Consider the following 24,511-nt stretch of genomic DNA (forward strand, 5'->3'; position numbering starts at 1 on the left):
CGCCCAGGTCGAGGAGGAATTCCTCCCCACCGTCGACCGGGTCCTCACGACCATCGAACAGAGCTTCGGCTCCGGACTCGCCCGCTGAGAGGTGTCAGACCCTGCCATGACGAGAAACACTTTCTGTCTCCCGGATGTCGGGGAGGGACTGACCGAGGCCGAGATCGTGGCTTGGCATGTCGGAGTCGGCGATCGCATAGCCGTCAACGAGATCGTCTGCGACATCGAGACCGCCAAGTCGGTCGTCGAGCTGCCCAGCCCTTACGAGGGCATCGTGGCCGAGCTCCATGCCCAGCTCAGCGAGACGGTGGTGGTGGGGAGGCCACTGATCAGCGTTGACGTGCCGGCCGAGACGTCTCCCCCGCCGACCGAGCCGGAAAACAAGAACGAGGACGCGAGCCCTCTCGTCCTCGTGGGTGACGGCCCCAAGCCGACGGTCGCTCGGCGTCTGCACATTTCGCCGCCCGATGAGCGCCCCGACGCGGTCGCGGTCGCTGCCGGCGCCCCGCCGACCGTGGTTCGCGTGCCGGTGACCGGCGTGCGCAAGGCGACGGCTGCTGCGATGGTCCAATCGGCGTTCACGGCGCCGCACGCGACCATCTGGATGACCTGCGACGTCACGGCGACCCTGGAGCTGGTCCGCCGGGTTCGACGGGCCCCGGAGTGGGCTGATCGCCGGGTGACTCCTCTGGTGTTCGTGGCCAGGGCCTTACTCATTGCCCTTCGGTCCTTCCCTGACCTCAACGCGAGCTGGCACGAGGACGAACAGGAAATCGTGCTGATGTCTCAGGTGAACCTGGGCATCGCGGCCGCGACGCCCAGGGGCCTCGTCGTACCCAACATCAAGGGGGCCGAGCGCCTCGCGCTGCCTGAACTGGCAGACGCCATCAATGACTTGGTCGATACCGCGCGGGCCGGAAAGACCCGGCCCGAGGGAATGGCGCACGGCACCGTGACCATCACCAATCTCGGTCCCCTCGGCGTGGACGGGGCCACACCCATCCTGAACCCTGGGGAGACTGCGATCCTGGCGGTGGGCGCCGCCAGACGAGCGACGTTGCCGGTCGAGGACCGGGTGGAGATCCGCGAGGTCATGACGCTCTCCCTGTCGATCGACCACCGGGTCGTGGACGGCGCGCTGGCCTCGAATGCGCTGGCCAGGATCGCGGCGATTCTCAACGATCCGCACGAGGCGATGTGGTACGTGTGACGGCGGCCCCCGTGCGTAAGCTCAGCTCGTTGTTTGATTCTCTTGCTGCGCAAGGAAGTTTGGCTCGGCTGTCTTGACGGGGGTTGCGGCCGGCCGGCAGCCGAGCGGTGAGTGGCCGAAGCATGGCCCGCCGGGCAGTTGTGTCAGTCGGCGGGCCCGCCCATCGCGAGTCGTTCGAGCAGGGGGGTCGCGGCGGCGAGCAGCGTCCGCTCCTGCTCGGTGAGCAGGGTGTCCATCTGGACCATCAGCCACTCGCTTCGTCGACGTCGCTGGTCGGTGAGTATGTCTCTGCCGGCTGGTGCGAGGCTCACCAACCGCTGGCGGCGATCGTCCGGATTGACCGTGATCTGCACCCAACCCTTGGCCTCAAGCGCCTTGACGGTCTGGGTGATCGATTGGTGACGGACGTGCTCCAGTTCGGACAGCTCTGTCGCCGTCATGCTCCCCACGATCTCCAATCGGCCCAGCACGCTCGCGAAGGACGCCGGAACATCGCCCTCGAGCCGCATGCGGCGGACGAGGATCGCGATGCTCGTGGGCAGCTGCTTCGCGCATGCCTCGATGTCGATTCGGAATTCCGTCTTGGGGGTCCCCATGTCAAGGCAGGTTATACGCCAGCGCCGGGTGACGACATCAGGGCAGTCCGCCAAGACCCCGGCCGCACATGATGCGACCGCACATTTCGCTCGGCCAGAGCGTTGACAGCACGTACAGGTTTACCTGTACAGTTCCATCACTCATGTGACGCCCGCTACAGCGCCGGGAAGGACTGTTGTGTTGTCTGCAGAGCGGATCCGCGAGCTCGCGCACGAGCATCTCGAAGCGGAAAACAGCCGCGACCTCGCGGCCATCGACCACACTCTCGACCCCAGGGTCGAGTACCACGTGATGTCGCCGCGGTATCCCGACGACCCGACTCCCTACCAGGTCGACGACGGCTCGGAGTCGTACCTGGGCCTGTGGACAAACCTGTACGAGTCCTTCGAGAGCTACCACCTCGTCATGGACGAGTGCATCGCGATCCCGGAGCGCAACCTCGCGGTGGTCTTCTGCACCGTCACAGCCACGCCGTCGGTGGACATATTCGGCCTTCCCGCAGGCCGCGAGTACACGTGTCCGACCGCGGCCGTCATGCAGTTCGACGACAACGGTGCCATGCGCGCCGAGACCGCCTACGGAAACCTCGTGGCCGTCAGCCGCGGCATGCGGCGAATGCGCGAGTTCCTCGCCGGCGAAGGTGACCGTCAGAAGGTGAACGAGACGTCCTAGCCCCGGGGAACCAGTCGTCCCGACCTCGTTCCCCGACACTTATTCAAGGAGATGCACGATGGTAACGGCCAAGCGCATCCTTACCGCGACGATCGCCGGGTTGCTGCTCGCCGCGGCAGGCTGCGGCAGTAACGCCGGGTCAGGCCAGCAGAACGCCCCGGGGACGCTGGACGTGGGCGTCGTGGCCTCGCTTTCCAGCGCCTCGTATTACGAGGCCGAGGCCGAGGGTGCCTTCAAGAAGGCCGGCCTGACGACCAAGTCCAGTCTGGTCGCGTCGGGCCAGCAGGCCGTACCGCTGCTGCTCAACGGTCAGATCCAGTTCGCCTCGTCGGACGTTTCCGGCGTCATGACGGCCGTCGCTGCCCGCAACGACGTCGTGATGGTCGCCTCGGCGTCAGCATGTGCGACGACGGCTGCCACGGACCCGACCGGCGTGATGGTCGCCCCGAAGAGCGGGATCACCTCGGCCCGCCAGTTGTCCGGCAAGACCGTCGCCATCGTGGCCCTTCGCGGGCAGTCGCAGATGACCGTGCAGGCGGCGGTCGACAACGACGGGGGCGACTCGTCGACCATCAAGTTCGTCGAGCTGCCCATCACCGGGATGGTTGACGCGCTCAAGGCCGGCACCGTCGACGCCGCGCTTCTCACCGAGCCCTTCACCACTGTGGCGAAGTCGGCGGGCCTCAAAGTGCTCTTCGCCCCCTTCTCGGCGTCGACCCCGGGAGTGCCGCAGGTGGTCTACATGGCCACCCGGAAATGGGTGGACAGTCACCCCGTCGAAACCAAGGCGTTCTACGAGGCGATCACGAGCGCGAACGAGACGTTGTCCGCCAATCCCGAGAAGATCGTGGAGATCGGCCTGAAACACACGGAGGTGCCGGAGAAGCAGCTCAGGAGCATGGCCCTCCCCGTCTTCGAGCCCAGCACCATCCAGCTCGACGCGGTCAAGTCCTACGTCGATCTGATGGTGAAGTACGGCTACCTCAAGTCCCCCATCGACGCGGCGAAGTACATCTACCAGCCCCGATGAAATCCGGGTCCGTACCCCTATCGGGCCGCACGACAGTTGCGATGCCGGTTGAGACAGCGGTCGCATGTCGGCGCACGGACGAGCCTTGGCCGAGATTCACTCCATTTCAACCGAGCAGTCAGGAGGGAACGATTCATGACTTTCCGAGACCGGATCGCGCGCACCCAGGTGGCGACGCCCACCGTCGACGCACTCACCGAGGACGAGCGGGCGGCGTATGACGAAATCGTCAGGTCGCGACCAGGAAACGGGATCGTCGGACCGTTCACGCTGTGGATCCGGACGCCCGATCTCGCGCGGGCGGCTGACCGAATGGCCCTTGAGCTGGGGAAGAACGGTGTCCTCGAGCAACGTCTGTACCAGCTGGCAACACTTGTCGCCGCGCGCCACTTCAACGTGCACTTCGTGTGGGTGAACCACTACCCACTGGCGGTCCGGGCCGGAGTGGACGCGAAAGCGCTCGACGCGCTTTGCCGCAACGAAACGCCTGCCTTCGACCAGCCGGACGAGGACGCTTGCTACCGGCTTCTGCGTGCGCTGATGCGGGGCGAGACCATTTCCGCCGGGCAGTTCGCGCAGGTGTACGACCTGCTGGGAGAACGGGCCTTGACGGAGCTGGTGACCATTGCGGGCTTCTTTTCCATGACCGGGATGCTCATGAAGTGCTTCGACATCCAGGAGCCCACCGGCGAACGGCCCCTCGATGTGTGAGCCCCACGCCACTGGCCGCGACCACCGCGGAGAAGAGACCGGCACGGTCGAGAAGCTTCACTCGGACGCCAAGATCACCGCGCTCGTGCAGGGGCACATCGACGCGGAGAACAGCGCCGACCTGCAGGCCATCGCGGACACTCTGATCGAGTCGGTCGGCTATCGGGTCGCCAGCCCATGCTATCCCGACGACCCCCACCCCTTCGCCGTGTCCAGCGGCGAAGCGGGCTACATGAAGGTGTGGGAGAACCTGGGCGACCGTTTCCTGTCCTACCGCGCCGTCCTGAACGACGTGCTGCGATTCCCGGGAGAAAACCGGGCACTCGCGCTTTACACAATCACGGCGTTTCCCGCTCGCGACTTCCTGGGCCTTCCACGGGCCAGGGCCTACACGTATGACGCGGCCGCGATCATGGAATTCGACGAGGCCGGGGGGATGTCGGCCGAGACCGTTTACGGCAATTTCGTGATGATCAGCCTCGGGTTGGCCCGCATGAAGGAATTCCTGGCAGAAGAAGCCGGGCAGCCGGCCCGGACCGCCGAGCAGTGGGACCTGGCTGACCATGGGTGAGCCTGCCACGGCCACCCCGGAGACCCCTCTGTGGGTTCCCGGCCCCGAAGTCGTGGAGCGTGCGAACCTCACCGCGTTCGCGCGCTGGGCCGGTGAACGCCGCGGCAGGTCGCTCCGCGACTACGGCGAGCTGCTCGACTGGTCGACGGAGCGACCGGCGGAGTTCTGGAGCGACCTGCTGGTCCATTTCGGCGTGGTCGGCGCCGTGCGCGACGCCGAGGCACATCCGGCCTGGCCGGGCGAAGGCACATGGTTCCCTCGGCTGCGCACCAACTTCGCCGGCCACATCCTCAGACAAGGTCTGCCGACCGAGCCTGCCATCATCGCCGTCAACGACGGCGGAGGGCGCTGCGAGGTCTCATGGGACGAGCTGAGGAACAACGTCGCCGGTATCCGGGGCGAGTTGTCGCGGGCAGGCGTGGGATCCGGTGACGTTGTCGTCGGCTACCTGCCGAACGTGCCCGCCGCGCCGACGGCGTTCCTCGCCGCCGCGGGCCTCGGCGCCATCTGGGCACTGGCCGGACAGGACCTGTCCGGAGCGGCAGTCGCCCAGCGATTCGGTCAGCTGAGCCCGACGGTCCTGGTGGCCGCAGCCGGCTACAGCTGGGCCGGCTCGTTCATCGACCGACGCGATGACATCCGGCTCATCCTGGCGCGCATCCCGTCTGTGCGGACGGTGATTCTCGTCGAGCCGGGCGGGCCGCTGCCGGACACCGATACGACCGTCGTCCCGTGGGCGGATGCCGTGGCCGGCGAGCCCGCCGACCCCATCGACGACCTGCCGGCCGACCACCCGCTATGGGTCATGTTCACCTCGGGGACGACTGGCAGACCCAAGGGCATCGTGCATAGCCACGGCGGGATACTCGCCGAGCAGCTCAAGAGCCTGGCCCTGCAGTGGGACCTCCGGGCCGGCGATCATTTCAGCTGGTTCACCTCCCCCAGTTGGGTGATGTGGAACATCCTGGTGTCCGGGCTGGCGGTGGGCACCTCAGTGGTGCTGTACGACGGCTCTCCGACCTACCCCACGGCGTCCCACTTCTGGGATGTCGCACAGCGTGAAAACGCGGCGGTAGTGGGCGCCAGCCCCGGCTACCTCGAGCGTGTCCGGTCCTCGGGCGGTGCGCTCGCGGGAGTGTCGCCGTCGCTTCGGGCCCTCGGTGTGACGGGCTCCCCGCTTCCCGCTGACCTGCATCACTGGGTCCGTGAGCAGGTGCCTGAGGCGCCACTGATCTCGATGAGCGGCGGCACCGAGGTCGCGACGGCGTTCTGCGGCGGGGCGATGACCCTGTCCGTGCGGGCCGGGAGGATCCCCGCACCCTGCCTCGGGGTGGCCATGCAAGCGTGGGATACGACCGGTCGCGAGGTTTTCGACGTACCCGGGGAGCTCGTCGTCCGGAACCCGATGCCGAGCATGCCCTTACGTTTTTGGGCAGATGAGGACGGGCGCCGTCTGCACGAAACCTACTTCGCCCGCTTCCCCGGCGTCTGGGCCCATGGCGACCTGGTGACGGTCCACTCGACCGGGACCGTCGAAGTGCACGGCCGCTCCGACGCCACATTGAATCGTGGGGGTGTGCGGATCGGAACCGCCGAGATCTACTCGGTCGTTGAGCGGGTCCAGGGCGTGCACGAGGTCCTCGTCGTCGGCGTGGACGACGACGCTGATCACCCCTACTGGATCCCCATGTTCGTGGTCCCCGTGGCGGGAAGCCCTTCCGGCAGGACGCCCGAAGACGACGAAGAGCTCGTCGCCGCGGTTCGCCGCGCCATCCGGTCGGAACTTTCCCGGCGCCACGAGCCGGACCATGTCTTCGTCGTCACCGCACTCCCGCACACCAAGACCGGGAAGAAGGTCGAGGTGCCGGTCAAACGGCTGCTCCAGGGTGGCGATCCGCGAGAGGTGGCGAGTCTGGAGAGCTTCGACGACCACGAAGCGTACCTCGATCTGGCACATTACATCGCCAAGCGACCCGTCCTCGGAACCAGAAGTGGTGGCTGACTCCCGACGAGGTCAGCACCGTGCAACCAAACCCTGCAAGCCTTCCCGAAGGAGCAAACAGATGTCGCTCACGTACCCGATCGACCTCGCGAATCCTGCGAAGCAGGTTGTCGCAGGTCGGTCCGGCCTGCTGGTCGTCGAGACGATCGCCGCAGGCGGCCGGCAACAGCCGGTCTTCACCACCTCCGAGCGCGTGGGTTACGTCATGACGGGCGACGTAACATTCTTCGTCCTCGGCTTGGATGGCATCCTGCGATCGCGCTACCTCCCGGAGGGGTCCTACTACCGCATCCCACGCACGATGATTGCCTGGCTGCGCAACGAGTCGACCACGGACGCAAAGGTGGTCGTGGGAGTCGAGCTGGTCGGGGGTCCGGGCGCTCCGGCCCCGGTGGTCGCCGCCGCGTGGGAGGCCGAGTCGTCGTTCGCCCGGCTGCCCACGCACTGGGTTGCGGCGTCGAAGTACCGGGTGAACGCCGCCGACGAGGCGGACGCGATCGGGCGCGAGCCGACAGGGCTGACCTGTGTCAAGGGAGAGTCCGAGTCGATGACGTATGGGGCGGCCATGCTCACTGTGTCGCTGCAGACCGAGCTCGTGCATGGTCGCGCCATGAGCCTGATGGTCGCCACTCGCACGGGTGCCTATCACTCGACACCGCACATCCACGAGGCCGAGCAGCTGAACTTCGTCATCCGCGGGTCGCTCAACGCCTACAATGTCGCCGCGGACGGCGGTCAGTACGCAATCTCCGAGGTGGGTAGGCACGAGGTCTTCCGCATCCCGGAAATGGATCCGCACTGGGCATGGAGCAAGAACGGCGACGGCTCGATGCTGGTGGAGTTCCACTTCCCGGGTCTCCAGGGCGACCCCGAGCTGGCGCCCGGGGCGGTGAGCCTGCTGGCCGACGACCCTGCCCTGGAGCCGACGCCGTACGCTGCCCGGAACATCTTCATCGACGGCATCCCAGTGGATGAAGTCGAAGCCGGGCGGCAGCTCACTCTGGAGCCGACACCGTGAGCGAGCCTCACGTGCCCCCCGCTCTCGTGCCTCGGGTGCGGATCGTGCTCGGATGCAATGTCTTCGGCTGGCGGGTCACGGATGCGGAAGCGATGCGGATCCTGGATGCGTACGTCGATGCCGGTGGGACCATGCTCGACACCGCCGACCAATACACGGCTGCGGCGCCCGGGCTGTCGGGCGGCGAGTCCGAGGACACCATCGGGCGCTGGTGTGCCCGGTCCGGCCGGCGGGACCAAGTCGTCATCGGCACGAAAGTGGGCCTCATGCCACAGCGCTGGGGGCTCCGGGCGGCGAACATCGAACGGGCGGCAGAGGACTCACTTCGGCGTCTGCGCACGGACCACCTGGATGTCTACTACGCCCACGCCGATGAGGTGCAGGTGCCGATCGCCGAGATCTCGGCGGCGTTCGACGCCTTGGTACAGGCGGGGAAGGTACGGTACGCCGGCATCTCCAACGTGAGCGTGACGCGAGCCGAACAGTGGCTGGCCTGGTCGGGGGAGCACGAAGAGGCGGTGCCGATGGCGCTGCAACCTCACTACAACCTCCTCCACCGAGAACCCTTCGAACGCGAGTGGGCCCATGTCGCCGAACGCCACGGACTCGCGGTCTACCCCTACTTCGCGCTTGCGAGCGGGCTGTTGACCGGCAAGTACACGGTGCCCGAGGACCTCGAAGCCGACGGATTCCGGGTCCAGGTGGCGCGCCGCTACCTCGCCCGGGATCTGTTTCACGTCTTGAACGGCCTGCGGGCCTGGGCCAAGGAGCACGATGTCGAGATGGCCACCCTCGCGCTGGCATGGCTCCTGCACCATCCGCGCGTCACGGCGCCCATCACGAGCGTGAGTTCGCCCATGCAGCTGGAGGCTGCGCTGGCGGCAACCCGGCTGAGCCTGACCGAAGACGAGCTCGCTGAGCTGCACGGGCTGACGCTCTCCGCGTAGCTCGATCAATCCTTCGCTATCGCGAACAGCACAGCGCCCAGAGCCACCTGTGTCCCGGCCACCGCCTCTGCCGTCGTCACGGTGCCGTCGAATGGTGCGCGTAAGGTCAATTCCATTTTCATGGCCTCCATCACGGCAAGCGGGTCGTTCCCGGCTACGTGTTGTCCGGGCTCCACACGGACTTCGAGCACAGTGCCCGGCATCGGCGCCAGGACCGAGCCGTCGCTTGCCGCGGCACCGTGCTGCCGCGCGGGGTCGGGGCGTCTGAATACGTGGCGGTGGCCTTCGTATGTCAGCTCAACCGCGTCCGGCGTCACGGTCGCCGGCGGCACGACGGGGGCGTCTCCGGTGAGTTCGACGGGTTCGTCGAGGTCGACGACGATTCGGGCGGGCGGGCCGCCGAGGCGGTAGCCGTCGGACTGGAACGGGCCCGCGTTCTTCCGCTCGTCCAGGTACACCGCCCAGCCGGCGACGACCCGGGCTCGCGCGGGGTCGGGTGGGGTGAGCGCACTCTGACTCGCCTCGGGCCGGTCCAGCCAGGCCGTGTCGATCGTCGCGTCGCGGAAAGCACCGCAGGCGACGAGCTGCCGGAGGAATCCGGTGTTGGTGACCAGCCCATGCACGATCGTGTCGTCGAGCGCTGTGACCAGCCCGCGGCGAGCAGCCTCGCGATCCAGTCCGTGCGCGATGACCTTGCCGAGCATCGGGTCGTAAGACGTGCTGACCTCCTGCCCGCTGAACAGGGCGTGGTCGACGCGAATCGTCGCACCGCTCTCCCCCGCCGATTTCGGCCAGCTGACCAGCCCGGTTCGTCCCGCCTGCGGGAGGAATCCGCCGAACGCGTCCTCGGCATAGACCCGCGCCTCGATGGCATGCCCCTCGCGGCGCACTTGGTCCTGTGTGAGCGGCAGCGGCTCGCCCGCGGCGACGAGCAGCTGCAGCTCCACCAGGTCGAGGCCGGTGATCGCTTCGGTGACCGGGTGCTCGACCTGAAGGCGGGTGTTCATCTCCAGGAAGTAGAAATCGCCGGTGGCGCTGTCGAAGAGGAACTCGACCGTGCCGGCGCCGACGTAGCCGACTTCGCGGGAGAGGTCGACCGCGGCTTGGGTCAGCGCCGCGCGGGTCTCCTCGGTGATGGTCGGAGCAGGTGCCTCCTCCAGCACTTTCTGGTGCCGGCGCTGGGTGGAACAGTCGCGTTCCCACAGGTGCAGCACGGTGCCATGGGTGTCGCCGATGACCTGCACCTCGAGGTGCCTACCGCGCTCGACATACTTTTCGATCAACAGGGTGTCGTCCCCGAACGCCGAGGCGGCTTCACGCCGCGCTGCGACCATCGCCTCCTCGAGCTCAGCGGCCGAGTGCACCACCCGCATACCCTTTCCACCGCCGCCGGCAGCAGCCTTGACCAGCACGGGGAACCGATCAGCGGGCACGGTGGGTGCCTCGCCGCCGGGACCGAGTTCCCAGGCGGGCACGACCGGCACTCCCGCGGCGACGGCGACCTTGCGGGCAGCATCTTTGCGCCCCATCTGCTCCATCACATGTGCGCTCGGGCCCAGGAGCCGGATCCCGGCGCCGTGCAGGGCGGCCGCGAATGCCGCCCGCTCGGACAGGAAGCCGTAGCCGGGGTGAACGGCGTCGGCGCCGCCGGCCACCGCCGCCCGGACGACAGCGTCGATGTCGAGGTAGTTCGCCACCGGCACTGCGTCGTCCGCGGCGGCGACGTGCGGGGCCTTTGCGTCGATGTCGGTATAGAGCGCGACGGTGCGCAGCCCGAGCCGGCGCGCGGTTCGGATGACGCGCAGGGCTATCTCGCCACGATTGGCGATGAGGAGGGTTTTGATGGGGTTCATGGCGGTCACATCCGGAAGACGCCGAACTGCGGCGTCGGAACAGGCGCATGGGACGCGGCTTCGAGCGCCATGCCGAGCACACGGCGTGTTTCGGTGGGCTCGATGATCCCGTCGTCCCAGAGCCGGGCGGTCGAGTAGTAGGCGCTGCCCTGGGTCTCGTACTGGGCGCGGATGGGCGCTTTGAATGCCTCGACGTCCTCCTCGGTGGCCAAGTCCGTGCGCACCGTCGCGAGCACCGACGCGGCTTGTTCGCCGCCCATGACCGAGATCCGGGCGTTGGGCCACATCCACAGGAAGCGGGGGTCGTACGCCCGGCCGCACATGCCGTAGTTCCCCGCGCCGAACGAACCGCCGATGACGACGGTGAACTTCGGCACGACACTCGAGGCGACCGCGGTGACAAGCTTCGCGCCATCTTTGGCGATGCCACGATTCTCATACTCCCGACCGACCATGAAGCCGGTGATGTTCTGCAGGAACACCAGCGGGATGCCGCGCTGGTTGCACAGTTCGACGAAGTGCGCGCCCTTGGCCGCCGACTCTCCGAACAGAATGCCGTTGTTGGCCACGATCCCCACCGGGTGCCCCCAGATCCGGCTGAAGCCGCAGACCAGGGTGTCGCCGTAGAGCTGCTTGAATTCCTTCAGCCGACTGCCGTCGACGACCCGTTTGATCACCTCGCGCACGTCGTAGGGCGTGCGCGGGTCGGTGGGCACGACGTCGAGCAAGGTCTGCGGATCCTCGATGGGCTCGTGGACCTCGGATGTGGTCCACGCCTGGATGACAGGGCGCTCAAGGGTGCTGACGATGCCACGCACCACGTCGACCGCGTGCGCGTCGTCTTCGGCCAGGTGGTCGACAACACCGGACTTGCGAGCGTGGACGTCCCCGCCGCCGAGGTCCTCCGCGGAGACCACCTCGCCGGTCGCGGCCTTCACCAGCGGCGGACCGCCGAGGAAGATCGTGCCCTGGTCCTTCACGATGACCGTCTCGTCCGACATGGCCGGCACATAGGCGCCTCCCGCCGTGCACGAGCCCATGACGGAGGCGATCTGAGGGATGCCCTGCGCCGACATCCGTGCCTGGTTGAAGAAGATCCGCCCGAAGTGCTCGCGGTCGGGGAAGACCTCGTCCTGCAACGGCAGGAACGCACCTCCCGAGTCGACCAGGTAAATGCAGGGAAGCCGATTCTCTGTCGCAACGGTCTGAGCCCGAAGGTGCTTCTTGACCGTCATGGGGTAGTAGGTGCCACCCCTGACCGTGGCGTCGTTGGCGACGATCACGCACAGCTGACCGTTCACGTTGCCGATGCCGGACACGATGCCGGCGCTCGGAACGGCGAACGCGTCAGCGTCCGAGCCATACATCCCATACGCGGCAAGGGGATTCAGCTCGAGAAACGGGCTGCCAGGGTCGAGTAGCCGGTCGATCCGGTCACGTGCCAGCAATTTGCCACGTTCGCTGTGCTTCTTCCGGGCGCGTTCAGAGCCCCCCTGCCGCACCGTCGCGAGCCGCTCCCGCAGCTCGGCTGTCAGAGATCGCATGTCCTGCATCAGCGTCGCTCCTGCCGTGCCAGAGTTTCGGTGATCACTCGACCGGCAAGCCGAGGCCACGTGCGATGAGCATGCGCTGCACCTCGGACGTGCCTTCGCCGATCTCGAGGATCTTGGCGTCACGGTAGAAGCGCGCCACCGGGTATTCCTCCATGAAGCCGTATCCGCCGAAGATCTGCGTAGCCACCCGGGTGGCGGTGACCGCCGACTCGGAGGCGTACAACTTGGCCACCGCGGCAGCCCGCTTGAATTCCTTGATCGACGGCGCCCGGGCCACGGCGGCAAGCATTGCGTCCTTCATCGCCGCGGCCTTGTAAGTCAGCAGACGCGCCGCCTGCAGCGCCACCTCGAGATCCGCGATCTGGAAGGCGACCCCTTGCTTGCGCCCGATGGGACCGCCCATCGTCTCTCGCTCGGCTGCGTATCGCAGGCATTCATCGAGGCAGGCCTGGATGAGGCCGACCGCCAGCGCCGCGATGGCGACCCGGCCGTCGTCCAGGGTGGACAGGAACTGCGCGTAGCCCCGGCCACGCTCGCCGAGCAGGTTCGCCTCCGGCACCCCGCAGTCGGTGAAGGTCAGCGGATGGGTGTCTGAGATATGCCAGCCCAGCTTCTCGTATGCCGGCTCGACGACGAACCCCGGCGTGCCGGTGGGCACCATGATCGCCGAGATCTCCGCCCGGCCGTCGGCGGCCGTCCCGGTACGAGCGGTCACCGTCACCACCGACGTGATCTCGGAACCGGAGTTGGTGATGAACTGCTTGGAGCCGTTGACCACCCACTCGCCGCCGATCAACTCGGCCTTCGTGCGCGTCGCGCCGGCGTCCGAGCCCGCGCCCGGCTCGGTCAGCCCGAAACCGGCCAGCTTCTGCCCGGCGACCAGTCCCGGAAGCCACTGCGCCTTCTGCTCTGCTGTCCCGTAGGTCAGGATCGGATTGATGCCCAGACCCACAGCGGCCTCGAGCGTGATGCCTATCGACTGGTCGACCCGGCCCAGCTCCTCGATGGCGACGCAGAGCGACGTGAAGTCTCCGTCTGTGCCGGCCCCGCCGTACTCCTCGGGAGCAGTAAGGCCGAACAGCCCGAGCTGCCCCATCTTCTGCACCACGTCCACGGGAAAGTGATGGTCCTTGTCCCAGCGCGCGACGTGGGGGCCGATCTCCTTCTCGGCGAAATCACGCACGGACGTGCGAAACGCTTCGTGCTCAGAGGACAACTCGAACATGATCACTCCTTCAATGGTCACAGCCGCGACAACCAATAGGTCCGACGGCTGGAGAACGCCGGACGTGGGGCATGTGGTATTCCTCAGATCGTCGTCCAGGCCGGACTTCGCTTTTCGGCGAATGCCCGGATCCCTTCCTGGCCTTCCTCTCCTGCGAAGTAGCGTGCGGACAGCTCGTTCATCTCGGCGAAGTCGGCGGGCATCGAGCTGGGTCGTTCACGACGCAGGAGGTCCTTGACTCCCGCCAGGGCACCGGGACCGCCTCGCCGCAACATGGCCACAAACCGGCCGACCTCGGCATCGAGCTGATCGGCCGGCACCGCGCGATTGAGCAGCCCGATCTTCGTGGCCCGGGCCGCGTTGAACGTCTCGCCGGTGAGAAACAGCTCATGCGCGGCCCGCGGCAGCAACCGGGGCAGGACGGTCACGGATATGACAGCCGGAACCACCCCGAGGCGGACTTCGCTGAACGCAAAGGTCGTCGTGTCGGCGGCGATGGCGATATCGCACGCCGCCAGCAGGCCGACACCGCCCGCGCGGGCGGGCCCAGTGAGCCTGGCGAGAACCGGTTTCGGTGAGTCCCACACCGTCTGCAAGATCCTGGGGAATTCCCGGACGCCCTGCTCCCCCGCTGCGGATCCGCGTGACTCCTTCAGATCCATGCCGGCACAGAACACGCTGCCCGCGTGGGTCAGTACGATCACTCGTGCCGCAGTATCGGCGATCGCAGCGTCGAGGTGGTCGATCAGCTCCCGGCGGAGCCGGGCGGACAGCGCATTGCGATTGCCCGGCGAGTCAAGCGTGATCGTCGCGACGCTCTCGTGTGTTTCGCGGTGCACGAGTTCGGTCATGACGCGACCGCGATCCGGAGAGGCGCGCCCGTAGCGGCGCGAACCTCGTCTTCGGCGACGCCGGGTGCCGTCTCGACCAGCTCGAGCCCGGTGCCGGTTACGTCGATGACGGCGAGATCGGTGATGATGCGGTTCACCACACCCAAGCCGGTGTAGGGCAACGTGTTCTCCCGGCGGATCTTGGGGGAGCCGTCCTTCGCCGTGTGCTCCATCAGCACAATCACCCGGCGCGCGCCGTGCACGAGGTCCATCGCCCCGCCCATGCCTTTGATCATCTTGCCGGGCACCGCCCAACTCGACAGGTCGCCACGTTCGGAGACCTGCATGGCACCGAGGACGGCGACGTCGAGGTGTCCACCGCGGATGATGCCGAACGACAGGGCGGAGTCGAAGTACGAAGCGCCCGGTCGAATGGTGACGGTCTCCTTCCCGGCGTTGATGAGGTCCGGATCGACGGCGTCGGGTGCCGGATACGGACCGGTGCCGAGGATGCCGTTCTCGCTGTGCAGCACTACGTGCACGTCCTCGGGCAGAAAGCCCGGGATCAATGTGGGCAAGCCGATACCGAGGTTCACGTATTCGCCGTCACGCAGTTCCGCTGCTGCGCGCGCGGCCATCTGGGCACGCGTGAGGCTCATCGACCGACCTCCGTCACGGTTGTCTTCTCGATGCGCTTTTCGACATCGGGGGCATGCACGACGTGCTGGACGAACACGCCCGGCACGTGCACCTCGGCCGGGCCGAGTTCACCGGGTTCGACCAGCTCCTGAACCTCGGCGACAGTGATCCGGCCGGCCATCGCGCACAACGGGTTGAAGTTTTGCGCCGACTTCTCGAACACAAGGTTGCCGTGCCGGTCCCCCTTTGCGGCGGCGACAAGCGCGAAGTCGGTGATGATGGCTTCTTCGAGGACATACGGAATACCGCGGAATTCACGGATTTCCTTGGGCGGCGAGGCGATCGCCACCGAGCCGTCGGGGGCGTAGCGCCATGGCAACCCGCCGTCGGCGATCTGACTACCGACCCCGGCAGGCGTAAAGAACGCAGGAATGCCGCAACCCCCCGCCCGCAACCGCTCGGCGAGCGTGCCCTGTGGGCACAGCTCGACCTCGAGCTCGCCGCTGAGGTACTGGCGGGCGAACTCCTTGTTCTCGCCGACGTAGGAGGCCGTGACACGGCTGATCCGCCGATCTGCCAGCAGGATCCCGAGGCCCCAGTCTTCGACCCCGCAGTTGTTCGACACCACCTGCAGGCCGGTAACGCCCGCGCGGTGCAGGTTCTCGATCAGTGTCGCCGGGATGCCGCACAGGCCGAACCCGCCGACAGCCAGCGTTGCGCCGTCCGTGAGGCCGGCGAGGGCTCGTCCGGCGGTGACTACCTTGTCCATACCGACTTCTCCTCCGGGACGTGTCAGCCGGCGAGGGCGGTGACGGTGCGGGACGGGCTGGAGCGGCCAAGGTGGTGGGCCAGCCAGACGCTGGTGTCGACCATCTTGCGCAGATCGATCCCGGTTTCGATGCCGAGGCCGTGCAGATGCCACAACAGATCCTCGGTCGCGAGGTTCCCAGTGGCGCTGCCCGCGTAGGGGCAGCCACCGAGCCCGCCGGCGGACGCATCGATCGTGGTGACTCCCTTGTGCAGGGCGGTGAGGGTGTTGGCCAGAGCCTGCCCGTACGTGTCGTGAAAATGCACGGCGATCGAGCCGACCGGGATGCCGGACGTGATCAGCGCGTCGAGCACGGCAGAGACCCGGCCAGGAGTGGCCACGCCGATCGTGTCGCCGAGGCTCAGCTCGGTGCAGCCCAGGCGCCACATGCGCGTCGCGACCTCCAGCACCCGGCTGACCGGAACTTCGCCTTCCCACGGGTCGCCGAAACACATCGACAGGTAGCCACGCACACCGAGGCCACCCTCCCTGGCGTCGGCGACGACCGGCGCGAACATCTCCAGCGACTCGTCGACCGTGCGGTTGAGGTTGCGCCTGGAGAAGGTCTCGGTGACGCTGCCGAACACCGCAACGTCGCGGACTCCCAGATCCAGCGCGCGCCGGAGGCCGCGAGAGTTGGGCACGAGCACCGGATAGCGCACGCCCGGGGTCAGATCGATCATGCGCCACAGCTCTTCGGCGTCGGCCATCTGGGGCACCCACTTCGGATGCACGAAACTCGTGGCCTCCACGACGGTGTGACCCGCGTCGACCAGGCGCGCGACGAACTCGGCCTTGATCGTTACGGGCAGCACAGTGCTTTCGTTCTGCAGGCCGTCCCGTGGGCCGACCTCGTAAATGGTCACCCGGGACGGCAACCGCAGGTCGTCGAGGGGCGTGCTACCGAAGTTCATTTCAGGCACCCCTCGTCAAGGCGGCGTCGAACTGCTGCAAGAGCGCGGCCTGTGTCTCCCGGTAGTGGGCGACGTTGTCGAGCTTGAGGTCCTCGTAGCCCCGGACCACATCAGGCAACTCGGCCAGCGCGACCGCGGTGGAATGGCTGTCCGGGGTGAGGTCTTCGGTGAAGCGCTGCAACAGGTTCAGGTAGTCGAGGATTAGTTCGCGTTCCACGACCCGCACCTGTGCACGGCCGAAGACATCCCACCGGGTTCCGCGAACTCGGCGCATCCCGCGGAGCACGGTGAAGGCGGGCCGGAACCACGGCCCCAGCCGCAGTTTGCGATCCATGCCCATGGCCTTGAGCGCCGGAGGATGCAGGTGCCAGGACGCTGTGGCGCCCTCGCCGAATCGGGACGCGAGTTCGGCGTCGATCGCCGGATCGAGAGCCAGCCGTGCGACCTCGTACTCGTCCTTGTAGGCCATCAGCTTGTGCAGGTACCGGGCGGCCGCCTCGGCCAACGCCGTCGAGCCGGCCAGCACCGCCTCCTCCTTGGCACGGACGGCCTCGATGGCGACTCGGTAGCGATTCGCGTAGCGAGGGCTCTGATAGGCCACGAGGTCCTCGCTGCGGGTTCGGACAATCCGATCGAGTTCGCTCTCACCGGGCAGCGCGGCCCACCGGTCCAGCGGACCGGTGGCATCGCCCCCGGACGCCTCGACGGCGGCGCGAAGCGCGGCGGGGTCGGCCACGTACTGACGCCCGCGACGGAATGCCTGCAGGTTCTTCTCGACCGCGACACCGTTGAGCCGGATCGCTTCCTCGATGGCCGTACTTGGCAGCGGTATGGCTCCCTTCTGGAAGCCCACTCCGACCATGAAGATGTTGGTGAACTGGTCATTGTCGAACAGCGCGAGCACCGTCTCCTCGGCGTCGAAGAACTCCCCGCCAGCGCGAGCCCTCTCCGCGATGGTGGCCACCAGTCCGTCGATGTCGGGGAAGTCCTGCGAGACATCGGAGACCATCCGGCCGGTCGGAACTTGAGCCGTGTTGACCACAGCTATCGTCCGATCTGCCGAGGCGACCGCAAGGTGGACCGGATCCGCGGCAACGAGCACATCACAGCCCAGATACAGATCGCACTCGCCCTGCGACAGCTTGTTGGAGTCCCCGGTCTCCGTGCGGTGGAACCGGACATCGGACACCACTGCGCCACCTTTTTGCGCGAGCCCGGTCTGGTCGAGCGACCGTGCCGTCCAACCGGCGAGCAGGCCGGCGGTGGTGAGCACCTGAGAGACCGTGACCACACCGGTGCCGCCTACCCCGGTCAGCCGAACGCCGAACCCGGTCGTGGGAACCGCCGGGGACGGCGGCGGAACATCGTCCGGGGCCAACGCGGGCAGGGTGGACCGCTTGGCCGACTGACGGCCTGGGGTGACGGTCATGAAGGCCGGGCAGTCCCCCTTCAGACAGCTGTAGTCGACATTGCACGATGACTGGTGGATCTGGGTCTTGCGTCCCAGTTCGGTGCCGACCGGCTGGACGGAGAGGCAATTGGACTTGCGGCCACAGTCGCCGCATCCCTCGCAGATCCGCTCGTTGATGAAGACCCGGGTCTGCGGAGTCTCGAGCAGTCCTCGCTTGCGCTTGCGGCGCTTCTCCGTTGCGCACTCCTGGTCATGAACCAGAACGGTCACCCCGGCGGTGGCGGCCAGCTCCCGCTGCGCTTCCTCGATCCGGTCCCGGTGCCAGACCACGACGTCAGAAGGCAGCTTGGTCCGCCGGTAGCGCTTCAGATCCTCGGTGGTGACGATGATCCGAGCGACGCCTTCGGCGCGGAGAACCTGAACGATCCGCTCCAGTGACATGCCACTGACGGCCTGCTGTCCTCCGGTCATGGCGACAGCCGAGTTGTAGAGCAGCCGGTAGGTCATGTTCACGCCGCTGGCCACGGCCGCGCGGATGGCCAGCGACCCGGAGTGGTCGAACGTCCCGTCCCCGAGGTTCTGCACGAAGTGGTCACGGTCGAGGAACGGGGACATGCCGACCCACTGCAGGCCCTCCCCGCCCATCTGTGTCAGGCCGGTGACCGTTCCCACCTGGGCCTCGTCCATCAGCAGCACCATGGAGTGGCAGCCGATCCCACCACCGACGAGGGAGTCCCCCGAGGGCTTGGTGGAGGAATTGTGGGGGCACCCTGAGCAGAAGTACGGCGCGCGCTTGGTATCGGCCGCCATCGGCAACAGGGTCCGGCCCCCTGGGCTGGACGGCTCGCGGTCGGGGTCGTGCAGCGCGAGACCATGGGCCGACAGGCGGCGGTGGACCCGGGGCGCCAGCACATCGACGTCGAGCTCACCCCATGACGGAACCAGGTCACGGCCATCCGGGTCGGACTTCCCCGTGATCCTCGGCGCGCCCGCAACTCCGTACAGGATGTCGCGGAAAGCGGCCTCGATGAACGGCCGCTTCTCCTCCAGAACCAGCACTTCGTCGAGTCCGGATGCGAAGTCGGTGACCACATTCGGTTCCAGTGGCCATGGCATGCCGATTTTGAGCAGGCGCACGGGACTGGCGCCGAGGTCGGCCGGACCGATTCCCAACTTGCGCAGCGTGGCCAACAGGTCCTGCCAGGTGCGGCCGCCGGCGACGATACCGATCCGGTCCTCGCCGCCGCGGCCGACGATCCTGTTGAGTCCGTTCATCGCGGCGTACTCCCGCGCGATGCGCAACCGCGTGGTGAGCAGGTCACGTTCCAGGGGGCCGAGCGTTGGCTGCAGCAGCCGAGCTGTCGGCACATGGTTCTTCGCACCCGGCGGCAGCGCGGGCAGACCGTCGTGCTGGTCGAGCATGCTCAGATCGACAGTGGACGATCCGTCGGCCACGGCCGTCACGATCTTCAGCCCGACCCACAGACCACTGGCACGAGACAGTTCGACCGCGTGCAGGCCGAGATCGAGGACATCCTGGCTGTCCGCGGGGTAGAGGAACGGGATCGCGAGATCGGCGAAGGTGAACTCCGACGAGCACGGCACGCTCGACGACTTCGCGGCGGGATCGTCACCGACGACGACCAGGGCACCGCCCGTGGGATGGGCACCCATCAGGTTGCCGTGGCGGATCGCATCCGACGCGCGATCGAGTCCGGGTGCCTTGCCGTACCACATGCCCATAACGCCGTCGTGGTTGGCGCCGTCCAGTGTGTTCGCCAGCTGACTGCCCTGGACGGCGGTTGCCGCCGCCTCCTCGTTGAGCCCTGGCTTGAAGGTCACATCGTTCGCTTCGAGCAGCTCGCGAATGCGATTGAGCTCGAGGTCGTAGCCGGCCAGGGGTGAGCCCTCGTACCCCGAGATGAAAGTCGCGGTCCGATGGCCGGCGGTGGTGTCCCTGCGGTGCTGATCGATCGGTAATCGGGCAAGCGCCTGGATGCCGGTCAGCTGCATCCTTCCCGCCGTGAGGACATAACGGTCACCCAGAGACATGCCGCCGGGCACGGTCGACTGCGTCGAACTCACTGACACGTTGGCCCACCATCCTTCGCCATAGAAGGCCCTGACGGTCGAAATTACAGATCAAACAAGGCCAAATTGGCAATGAAATGTGTCAAAATTGAGCCAATGGTATAACCTGCTCCAGGTAATCTGGGGCGGGGAAAGTCAGCTGGCTCAGTCATGTCGAGGAGGGAGTGACCGTGCGGAACGACGTCGATCCGCTGGACCTGAAAATCCTGCTGCTGGCGGTCGAGCAGCCGCGCGCGGGCGTCCGCGAGTACGCCCGCCAATTGCAGGTGGCGCGAGGGACAGTCCAGGCGCGCCTCGAGAAGTTGCGGCGTCTCGGCGTCTTGAGTGGATGGGGTCCCAGCATCGATACGGTGGCCCTGGGCTACGCGACCAAGGCCTACGTGCGGCTCAGCCTCTCGCAGGGCGTCCTCGAGGAGGTGACCGCGCGCCTGCGGAGGATTCCGGAAGTCATCGAAGCCGACTCCACCGCCGGCGACAGCGACATGCTGTGCGTCGTCGTCGCCCGGGGACCGGAGAACCTGGAAGAGGTCGTCCAGCGCATCCTGACAGTGCCGGGCGTACAACGAACGCGCAGCGAAACTGTGCTGCGCCAGCGAATCTTCCGACGTGTGCACCCTCTCCTCGAAGGATTGCAGCGCGAACGCGCCGGCACCGGTGCAGTGAGCCCCCAGGCCGGGGTCGAGGACGCCGACCTGGACTAGCTTCCGGTTCGGACACAATCGGCATGGCCGTGCGTGATCGTCGTGATCGCGAGCTCCCGCGCGCCCGTGGCGTCACGCAGGATCTCCAACTGAACGGAAAGCCCCCGGCGGGCGCGGGCTCGCACCCCCGTTACCTAATGGGTCCCGAACGGTCCCGGGGCCAGCTGCAGGCCTTCCCGTTACCTGGCCCGGTTGAGGTCTTAAAGAAGATGGGCTGCTCGGCCGGCTGCGGGACCGTTCGCCAGCTCGGTGTGGTGCCCGATGCCTTGGGCGTACCGGCCTGTGAAGCCTCCGGGAAGATCGGCGCGGCCACCACACCGTTCGTCACCTGCGCTTGGGCGGCGTGTCGCGCCCGCCGAGCGTGGGTGATCGGCAAGGTTGTTGCTCGTGGTTGCAGCCCGCCCGCACGGCGCCATCCCTCGTGGTGCCTGGGCCTTGAGCTCTCCAGTAAGACCGGGAGCCGTGCGGGTCGCTGGAGTCGCGAACGGCTAATCGGATGTCGGACCGGTGAGTCCTTCCATTAGGGAGCTGCATGGTTCCGCTAGGGGTGCTGACCTGCACCAACAGTGACAACATCACGGAAGGCGATGCCGGTGGCGAAGGTGTATTGCGGCGTGGACCGGGCGGAAGCACATCACGATCTCGCGCTGGTCGACGAACACGGCGGCTTGGTGGCCAAGCGGCGGATCACCGAGTCGGTCGAGGGCTTTGAGGCGATGCTGGAGTTGCTGGCGGAGGCCGGTGATGACCCGGCCGACCCGATCCCCGTCGCGATCGAGACCCCACGTGGCCTGCTGGTGGCCGCGCTACGGGCGTCCGGCCGCCCTGTCTTCGCGATCAACCCGATGGCGGTGGCTCGCTACCGCGAGCGCCGCACGGTCGCACAGTCGAAGTCCGATCACGTGGACGCGATGACGCTAACGAACATCCTGCGCACCGACATGCACGCCCACCGGCGGCTGCCCGCCGACACCGAACTGGCGCGGTCCATCGCCGTGCTGGCTCGCGCCCATCAGGACGCGATCTGGCGGCGCACCAAGGCATCCAATGAGCTTCGATCCCTGCTGCGCGAGTACTTCCCAGCCTTCCTCGCCATCTTCGCGCATCGCGACGGCGGCTTGACTAGTCGCGTGGCCCGGGCTGTGCTGGCGATCGCGCCCACACCGGCCCAAGCGGAGCGCTTGTCCACGGCGCGGATCGCCGCTGCGCTGCGCCGCGCGGGGCGCCAGCGCGGTATCGAAGCGCTGGCGATGGAGTTACGCGATGCATTACACATTCCCCATCTTCGGCAGGAACCGTTGGTGGAACAGGCAATGGGAACCCAAGCCCAGCGACTACTGGCCACATTGGACACTGAATGCACCAACGTGGACGAACTGGCCACCGCCGCAGCCGAGGCGTTCGCGCAGCATCCGGACTACGCGATCATCACCTCGTTCCCGGGACTGGCCGACACCGCCGGAGCTCGCGTGCTGGCCGAGATCGGCGACGACCGCGACCGGTTCGCCGATGCCCGCGCTCTCAAAGCGTTTGCGGGCTCAGCGCCGGTCACCCGCGCCTCCGGGCGCAGCATCGTGATCACCCACCGCAGGATGAAGAACGACCGACTCGCTGCGGCCGGCTTCGTGTGGGCCTTCTCCGCGCTCACCAGCTCCACCGGCGCCCGAGGCCACTACGACCGACGCCGCACCACCGGAGACCGCCACGCCGCAGCCATGAGGCACCTGTTTCAACCGGATGCTCGGCCAACTCCACCACTGCCTGCAAACCGGACAGCACTACGACGAGACCGTCGCATTCGGCGAGCCGATCAACCCGGCCACTTGACATCTAATCGCATCGGATGTCTTTTTCGTGGCTCTTGATTAAGGAGCTGTGGTCGCCAGGTTCGGCATGACTGATGCCCCCAGTCGATTCCATGATCCGGGGGGTGGTGTCACCGGGTCTGGTGGCATCGACCGACCGCTGAATAGGGACACGGCCACCGATGGGTAGGTCTCGATGCCCCTATTGTTCGTCAAGCAGCCCGGTGTGCTGACGTCGCTTGTGGATCGGGTGCGGTGATGATCCGGTAGAGCTCGCGGGCGATGTAGCGTTTGAGGCACCGGACGGCTTCGCGTTTGGTCTTGCCCTCGCGGACACGCCGGTCGATGTAGTCGCGGGTGCGTTGGTCCCAGCGCAGGCGGACCAGCACGATGCTGCGTAGGGCGGAGTTGGCCTGGCGGTCGCCACCGCGGTTCAGCCGGTGGCGTTGTGTCCTGCCTGATGATGCCTCCACCGGGCTGACGCCACACAGCGCGGCGAAAGACGCTTCGCTTCGCAGGCGTTCGGGGTTGTCACCAGCGGCGATGAGGAGCGTGGCCGCCGTGTCGGGTCCGACTCCGTAGGTGTTGAGCATGGCAGGGTTGTGATCGGCCAGAACCGCGGCGATCTGCGCGTTCAAGTCGGCGATCTCCTGGCTGAGCCGGTCGATCCGGCATGCGAGGAGGCGCAGGGTGTACCGGGCGGCGGTAGCGCTGTCGGTTGGCGTGGTGGGTGTCCATGCGATGCACCGCTGCACGAGCTTCGCGGTGCGGAGGTCGCGCAGTTCATCGCGCAGCATGGGGTCGGCGGAGACCAGGACGGCCTTGAGCTGGTTGATGGCCTGGGTTCGGGACTTGAGGGCCGAGGTCTTGGCCACCTTGAACATGCGCACCATCTCTACTGGCCCCTGGCCGCCCTTGGCCAGCGCGCTGGCCTGTCCGTTGAGCACTGAGCGGGCAGCGGACTCGGCGTCGATGGCGTCGTTCTTGCCGCGGCGCCGGCGGTTGGCCTTGTCGGGCTGGTTGACCTCGAACACGTCGATGTCGACGGTTGCGAGGTGGCGGGCGAGCGCAGCTCCGAAGGAGCCTGTGCACTCCACCCCGGCGCGGCGCACGGCACCGAACCCGCGCGCCCACTTCACCAGAGCCTGATACCCCGCCCAACGCCCAACGCGGTGACGACCGCGGCGACGTGGAAGTCTTTGTGGGTGTCGACTCCCACGATCACCTGCTGGCCGTCGCAGGCCGGGGCAGGGGAAGAAAGACGAGAGATGCTCGGCACGGTCTGCTGGCTCCTGCTCTGATCGAAAACGCCGGCGGCTGGCCGACGCCGGGCAGATCAGGCGGTCAGGACTGTGAAGATGCGCAGTGCGGCAAAGCCCCTATCGGGACACGCCCCACCAGCCCGGCGGCAGCAAGCACCGCCCCGGGACCGAGGCCGACAGATCGAGACAAGGACACATCGGTCAGTCGTAACGCGGGTCAGGCCACGATCCGGGGCGGCGCCCCTTGATCATCACAGTCGTAACGTGGGTGCCGGCGCTCGATGGCTGACTGGTGACCACCCGCGATACGACGAAAGACATTGTGGATGAGCAGCGGTTTCGGTGTGTTCCTGGGTTTGGACGTCGGCAAGGGCGAACACCACGCTGTTGGCCTGGACCCCGATGGGAAGCGCCTGCACGACGGGCCGTTGCCTAACAGCGAACCGAAGCTGCGGGCACTGTTGGACAAGCTCGCGGCGCACCGAGGAAGTGTTCGCGTCGGGTCGCAGCCAGTTGCTGACATCAATCCCCAGCTGAGGTTCCCCCGGTTGCCCGGAGACTTCCAACCCAGGTTTGATCATGTGAACCGAGGAAGGAAGTCATCGTGGCTGCCCCCAAGAAGTACCCTGATGAGCTGCGGGAACGTGCCGTGCGGCTGTAT

20 protein-coding genes and 1 pseudogene are annotated in these 24,511 nt (G+C 67.1%); 11 read left to right on the plus strand and 10 right to left on the minus strand.

Going from position 1 to position 24,511, the window contains the following annotated elements; translation table 11 throughout:
- Positions 1 to 106: 106 nt before the first annotated feature.
- Positions 107 to 1,210: a dihydrolipoamide acetyltransferase family protein gene (locus GKO32_RS35315; protein ID WP_154761267.1), complete on the plus strand. Its 1,104-nt coding sequence runs from the start codon at positions 107 to 109 to the stop codon at positions 1,208 to 1,210.
- Positions 1,211 to 1,353: 143 nt separating this feature from the next.
- Here the strand turns inward: GKO32_RS35315 and GKO32_RS35320 are convergent, their stop codons facing one another.
- The gene (locus GKO32_RS35320) at positions 1,354 to 1,806 is read right to left on the minus strand and encodes a MarR family winged helix-turn-helix transcriptional regulator (RefSeq protein ID WP_154761268.1); all 453 of its coding nucleotides are present in this window, start codon (positions 1,804 to 1,806) and stop codon (positions 1,354 to 1,356) included.
- A 181-nt stretch (positions 1,807 to 1,987) separates the two neighbouring features.
- Here GKO32_RS35320 and GKO32_RS35325 point away from each other — a divergent pair, with 181 nt between their 5' ends.
- From GKO32_RS35325 to GKO32_RS35355, 7 genes are all read left to right on the plus strand, one after another.
- Entirely contained in the window at positions 1,988 to 2,479 is a 492-nt protein-coding gene (locus GKO32_RS35325) for a nuclear transport factor 2 family protein (protein ID WP_166459834.1), read from the plus strand.
- Positions 2,480 to 2,537: 58 nt separating this feature from the next.
- On the plus strand, positions 2,538 to 3,509 hold the full coding sequence (locus GKO32_RS35330) for an ABC transporter substrate-binding protein (protein WP_154761270.1): 972 nt from the start codon (positions 2,538 to 2,540) through the stop codon (positions 3,507 to 3,509).
- Positions 3,510 to 3,644: 135 nt separating this feature from the next.
- Positions 3,645 to 4,220: a carboxymuconolactone decarboxylase family protein gene (locus GKO32_RS35335; RefSeq protein WP_154761271.1), complete on the plus strand. Its 576-nt coding sequence runs from the start codon at positions 3,645 to 3,647 to the stop codon at positions 4,218 to 4,220.
- Positions 4,213 to 4,791, plus strand: coding sequence for a hypothetical protein (locus tag GKO32_RS35340; RefSeq protein WP_154761272.1), 579 nt, complete (start codon positions 4,213 to 4,215; stop codon positions 4,789 to 4,791). The genes GKO32_RS35335 and GKO32_RS35340 overlap by 8 nt, the downstream gene beginning before the upstream one ends.
- On the plus strand, positions 4,784 to 6,793 hold the full coding sequence (locus tag GKO32_RS35345; protein WP_154761273.1) for an acetoacetate--CoA ligase: 2,010 nt from the start codon (positions 4,784 to 4,786) through the stop codon (positions 6,791 to 6,793). Before GKO32_RS35340 ends, GKO32_RS35345 begins: the two co-directional genes overlap by 8 nt.
- Before the next feature lie 61 nt (positions 6,794 to 6,854).
- Positions 6,855 to 7,811, plus strand: a complete 957-nt coding sequence (locus GKO32_RS35350) for a hypothetical protein (protein WP_154761274.1) — start codon at positions 6,855 to 6,857, stop codon at positions 7,809 to 7,811.
- Positions 7,808 to 8,758 (plus strand): aldo/keto reductase, encoded by a 951-nt coding sequence (locus tag GKO32_RS35355; protein ID WP_312869117.1) that lies wholly within the window; start codon positions 7,808 to 7,810, stop codon positions 8,756 to 8,758. The genes GKO32_RS35350 and GKO32_RS35355 overlap by 4 nt, the downstream gene beginning before the upstream one ends.
- 5 nt (positions 8,759 to 8,763) lie before the next feature.
- On the opposite strand, the gene GKO32_RS35360 is transcribed toward GKO32_RS35355, so the two are convergent.
- The 8 genes from GKO32_RS35360 to GKO32_RS35395 form a co-directional block, all read right to left on the minus strand.
- Entirely contained in the window at positions 8,764 to 10,611 is a 1,848-nt protein-coding gene (locus GKO32_RS35360) for an ATP-binding protein (RefSeq protein ID WP_154761275.1), read from the minus strand.
- 5 nt (positions 10,612 to 10,616) lie between these two features.
- The gene (locus GKO32_RS35365) at positions 10,617 to 12,164 is read right to left on the minus strand and encodes a carboxyl transferase domain-containing protein (RefSeq protein WP_166459835.1); all 1,548 of its coding nucleotides are present in this window, start codon (positions 12,162 to 12,164) and stop codon (positions 10,617 to 10,619) included.
- A gap of 34 nt (positions 12,165 to 12,198) precedes the next feature.
- Complete coding sequence (locus GKO32_RS35370) at positions 12,199 to 13,395, minus strand: acyl-CoA dehydrogenase family protein (protein ID WP_312869118.1); 1,197 nt, start codon at positions 13,393 to 13,395, stop codon at positions 12,199 to 12,201.
- A 77-nt stretch (positions 13,396 to 13,472) separates the two neighbouring features.
- On the minus strand, positions 13,473 to 14,240 hold the full coding sequence (locus GKO32_RS35375; protein ID WP_154761278.1) for an enoyl-CoA hydratase-related protein: 768 nt from the start codon (positions 14,238 to 14,240) through the stop codon (positions 13,473 to 13,475).
- Complete coding sequence (locus tag GKO32_RS35380; RefSeq protein WP_154761279.1) at positions 14,237 to 14,878, minus strand: 3-oxoacid CoA-transferase subunit B; 642 nt, start codon at positions 14,876 to 14,878, stop codon at positions 14,237 to 14,239. Before GKO32_RS35380 ends, GKO32_RS35375 begins: the two co-directional genes overlap by 4 nt.
- On the minus strand, positions 14,875 to 15,627 hold the full coding sequence (locus GKO32_RS35385; RefSeq protein ID WP_154761280.1) for a CoA transferase subunit A: 753 nt from the start codon (positions 15,625 to 15,627) through the stop codon (positions 14,875 to 14,877). The genes GKO32_RS35380 and GKO32_RS35385 overlap by 4 nt, the downstream gene beginning before the upstream one ends.
- 23 nt (positions 15,628 to 15,650) lie before the next feature.
- On the minus strand, positions 15,651 to 16,580 hold the full coding sequence (locus GKO32_RS35390) for a hydroxymethylglutaryl-CoA lyase (RefSeq protein ID WP_154761281.1): 930 nt from the start codon (positions 16,578 to 16,580) through the stop codon (positions 15,651 to 15,653).
- 1 nt (position 16,581) lies between these two features.
- Positions 16,582 to 20,076 (minus strand): indolepyruvate ferredoxin oxidoreductase family protein, encoded by a 3,495-nt coding sequence (locus tag GKO32_RS35395; RefSeq protein ID WP_312869119.1) that lies wholly within the window; start codon positions 20,074 to 20,076, stop codon positions 16,582 to 16,584.
- A 176-nt stretch (positions 20,077 to 20,252) separates the two neighbouring features.
- Here GKO32_RS35395 and GKO32_RS35400 point away from each other — a divergent pair, with 176 nt between their 5' ends.
- Positions 20,253 to 20,783 carry an Lrp/AsnC family transcriptional regulator gene (locus tag GKO32_RS35400; protein WP_312869120.1) on the plus strand — a complete coding sequence of 177 codons (531 nt, stop codon included), beginning with the start codon at positions 20,253 to 20,255 and terminating at the stop codon, positions 20,781 to 20,783.
- A gap of 587 nt (positions 20,784 to 21,370) precedes the next feature.
- A pseudogene (locus tag GKO32_RS35405) lies at positions 21,371 to 22,610 on the plus strand (IS110 family RNA-guided transposase).
- 190 nt (positions 22,611 to 22,800) lie between these two features.
- Here GKO32_RS35405 and GKO32_RS35410 read toward each other — a convergent pair.
- Positions 22,801 to 23,928 (minus strand): IS110 family RNA-guided transposase, encoded by a 1,128-nt coding sequence (locus GKO32_RS35410; protein ID WP_312869121.1) that lies wholly within the window; start codon positions 23,926 to 23,928, stop codon positions 22,801 to 22,803.
- 248 nt (positions 23,929 to 24,176) lie between these two features.
- On the opposite strand from GKO32_RS35410, the gene GKO32_RS39560 reads away from it, so the two are divergent.
- A partial coding sequence (locus tag GKO32_RS39560) for an IS110 family transposase (protein WP_246245251.1) occupies positions 24,177 to 24,511 on the plus strand: 335 nt, incomplete at its 3' end.

The sequence above is a fragment of the Amycolatopsis pithecellobii genome (assembly GCF_009707865.1).
GTDB lineage: Bacteria > Actinomycetota > Actinomycetes > Mycobacteriales > Pseudonocardiaceae > Amycolatopsis_E > Amycolatopsis_E pithecellobii.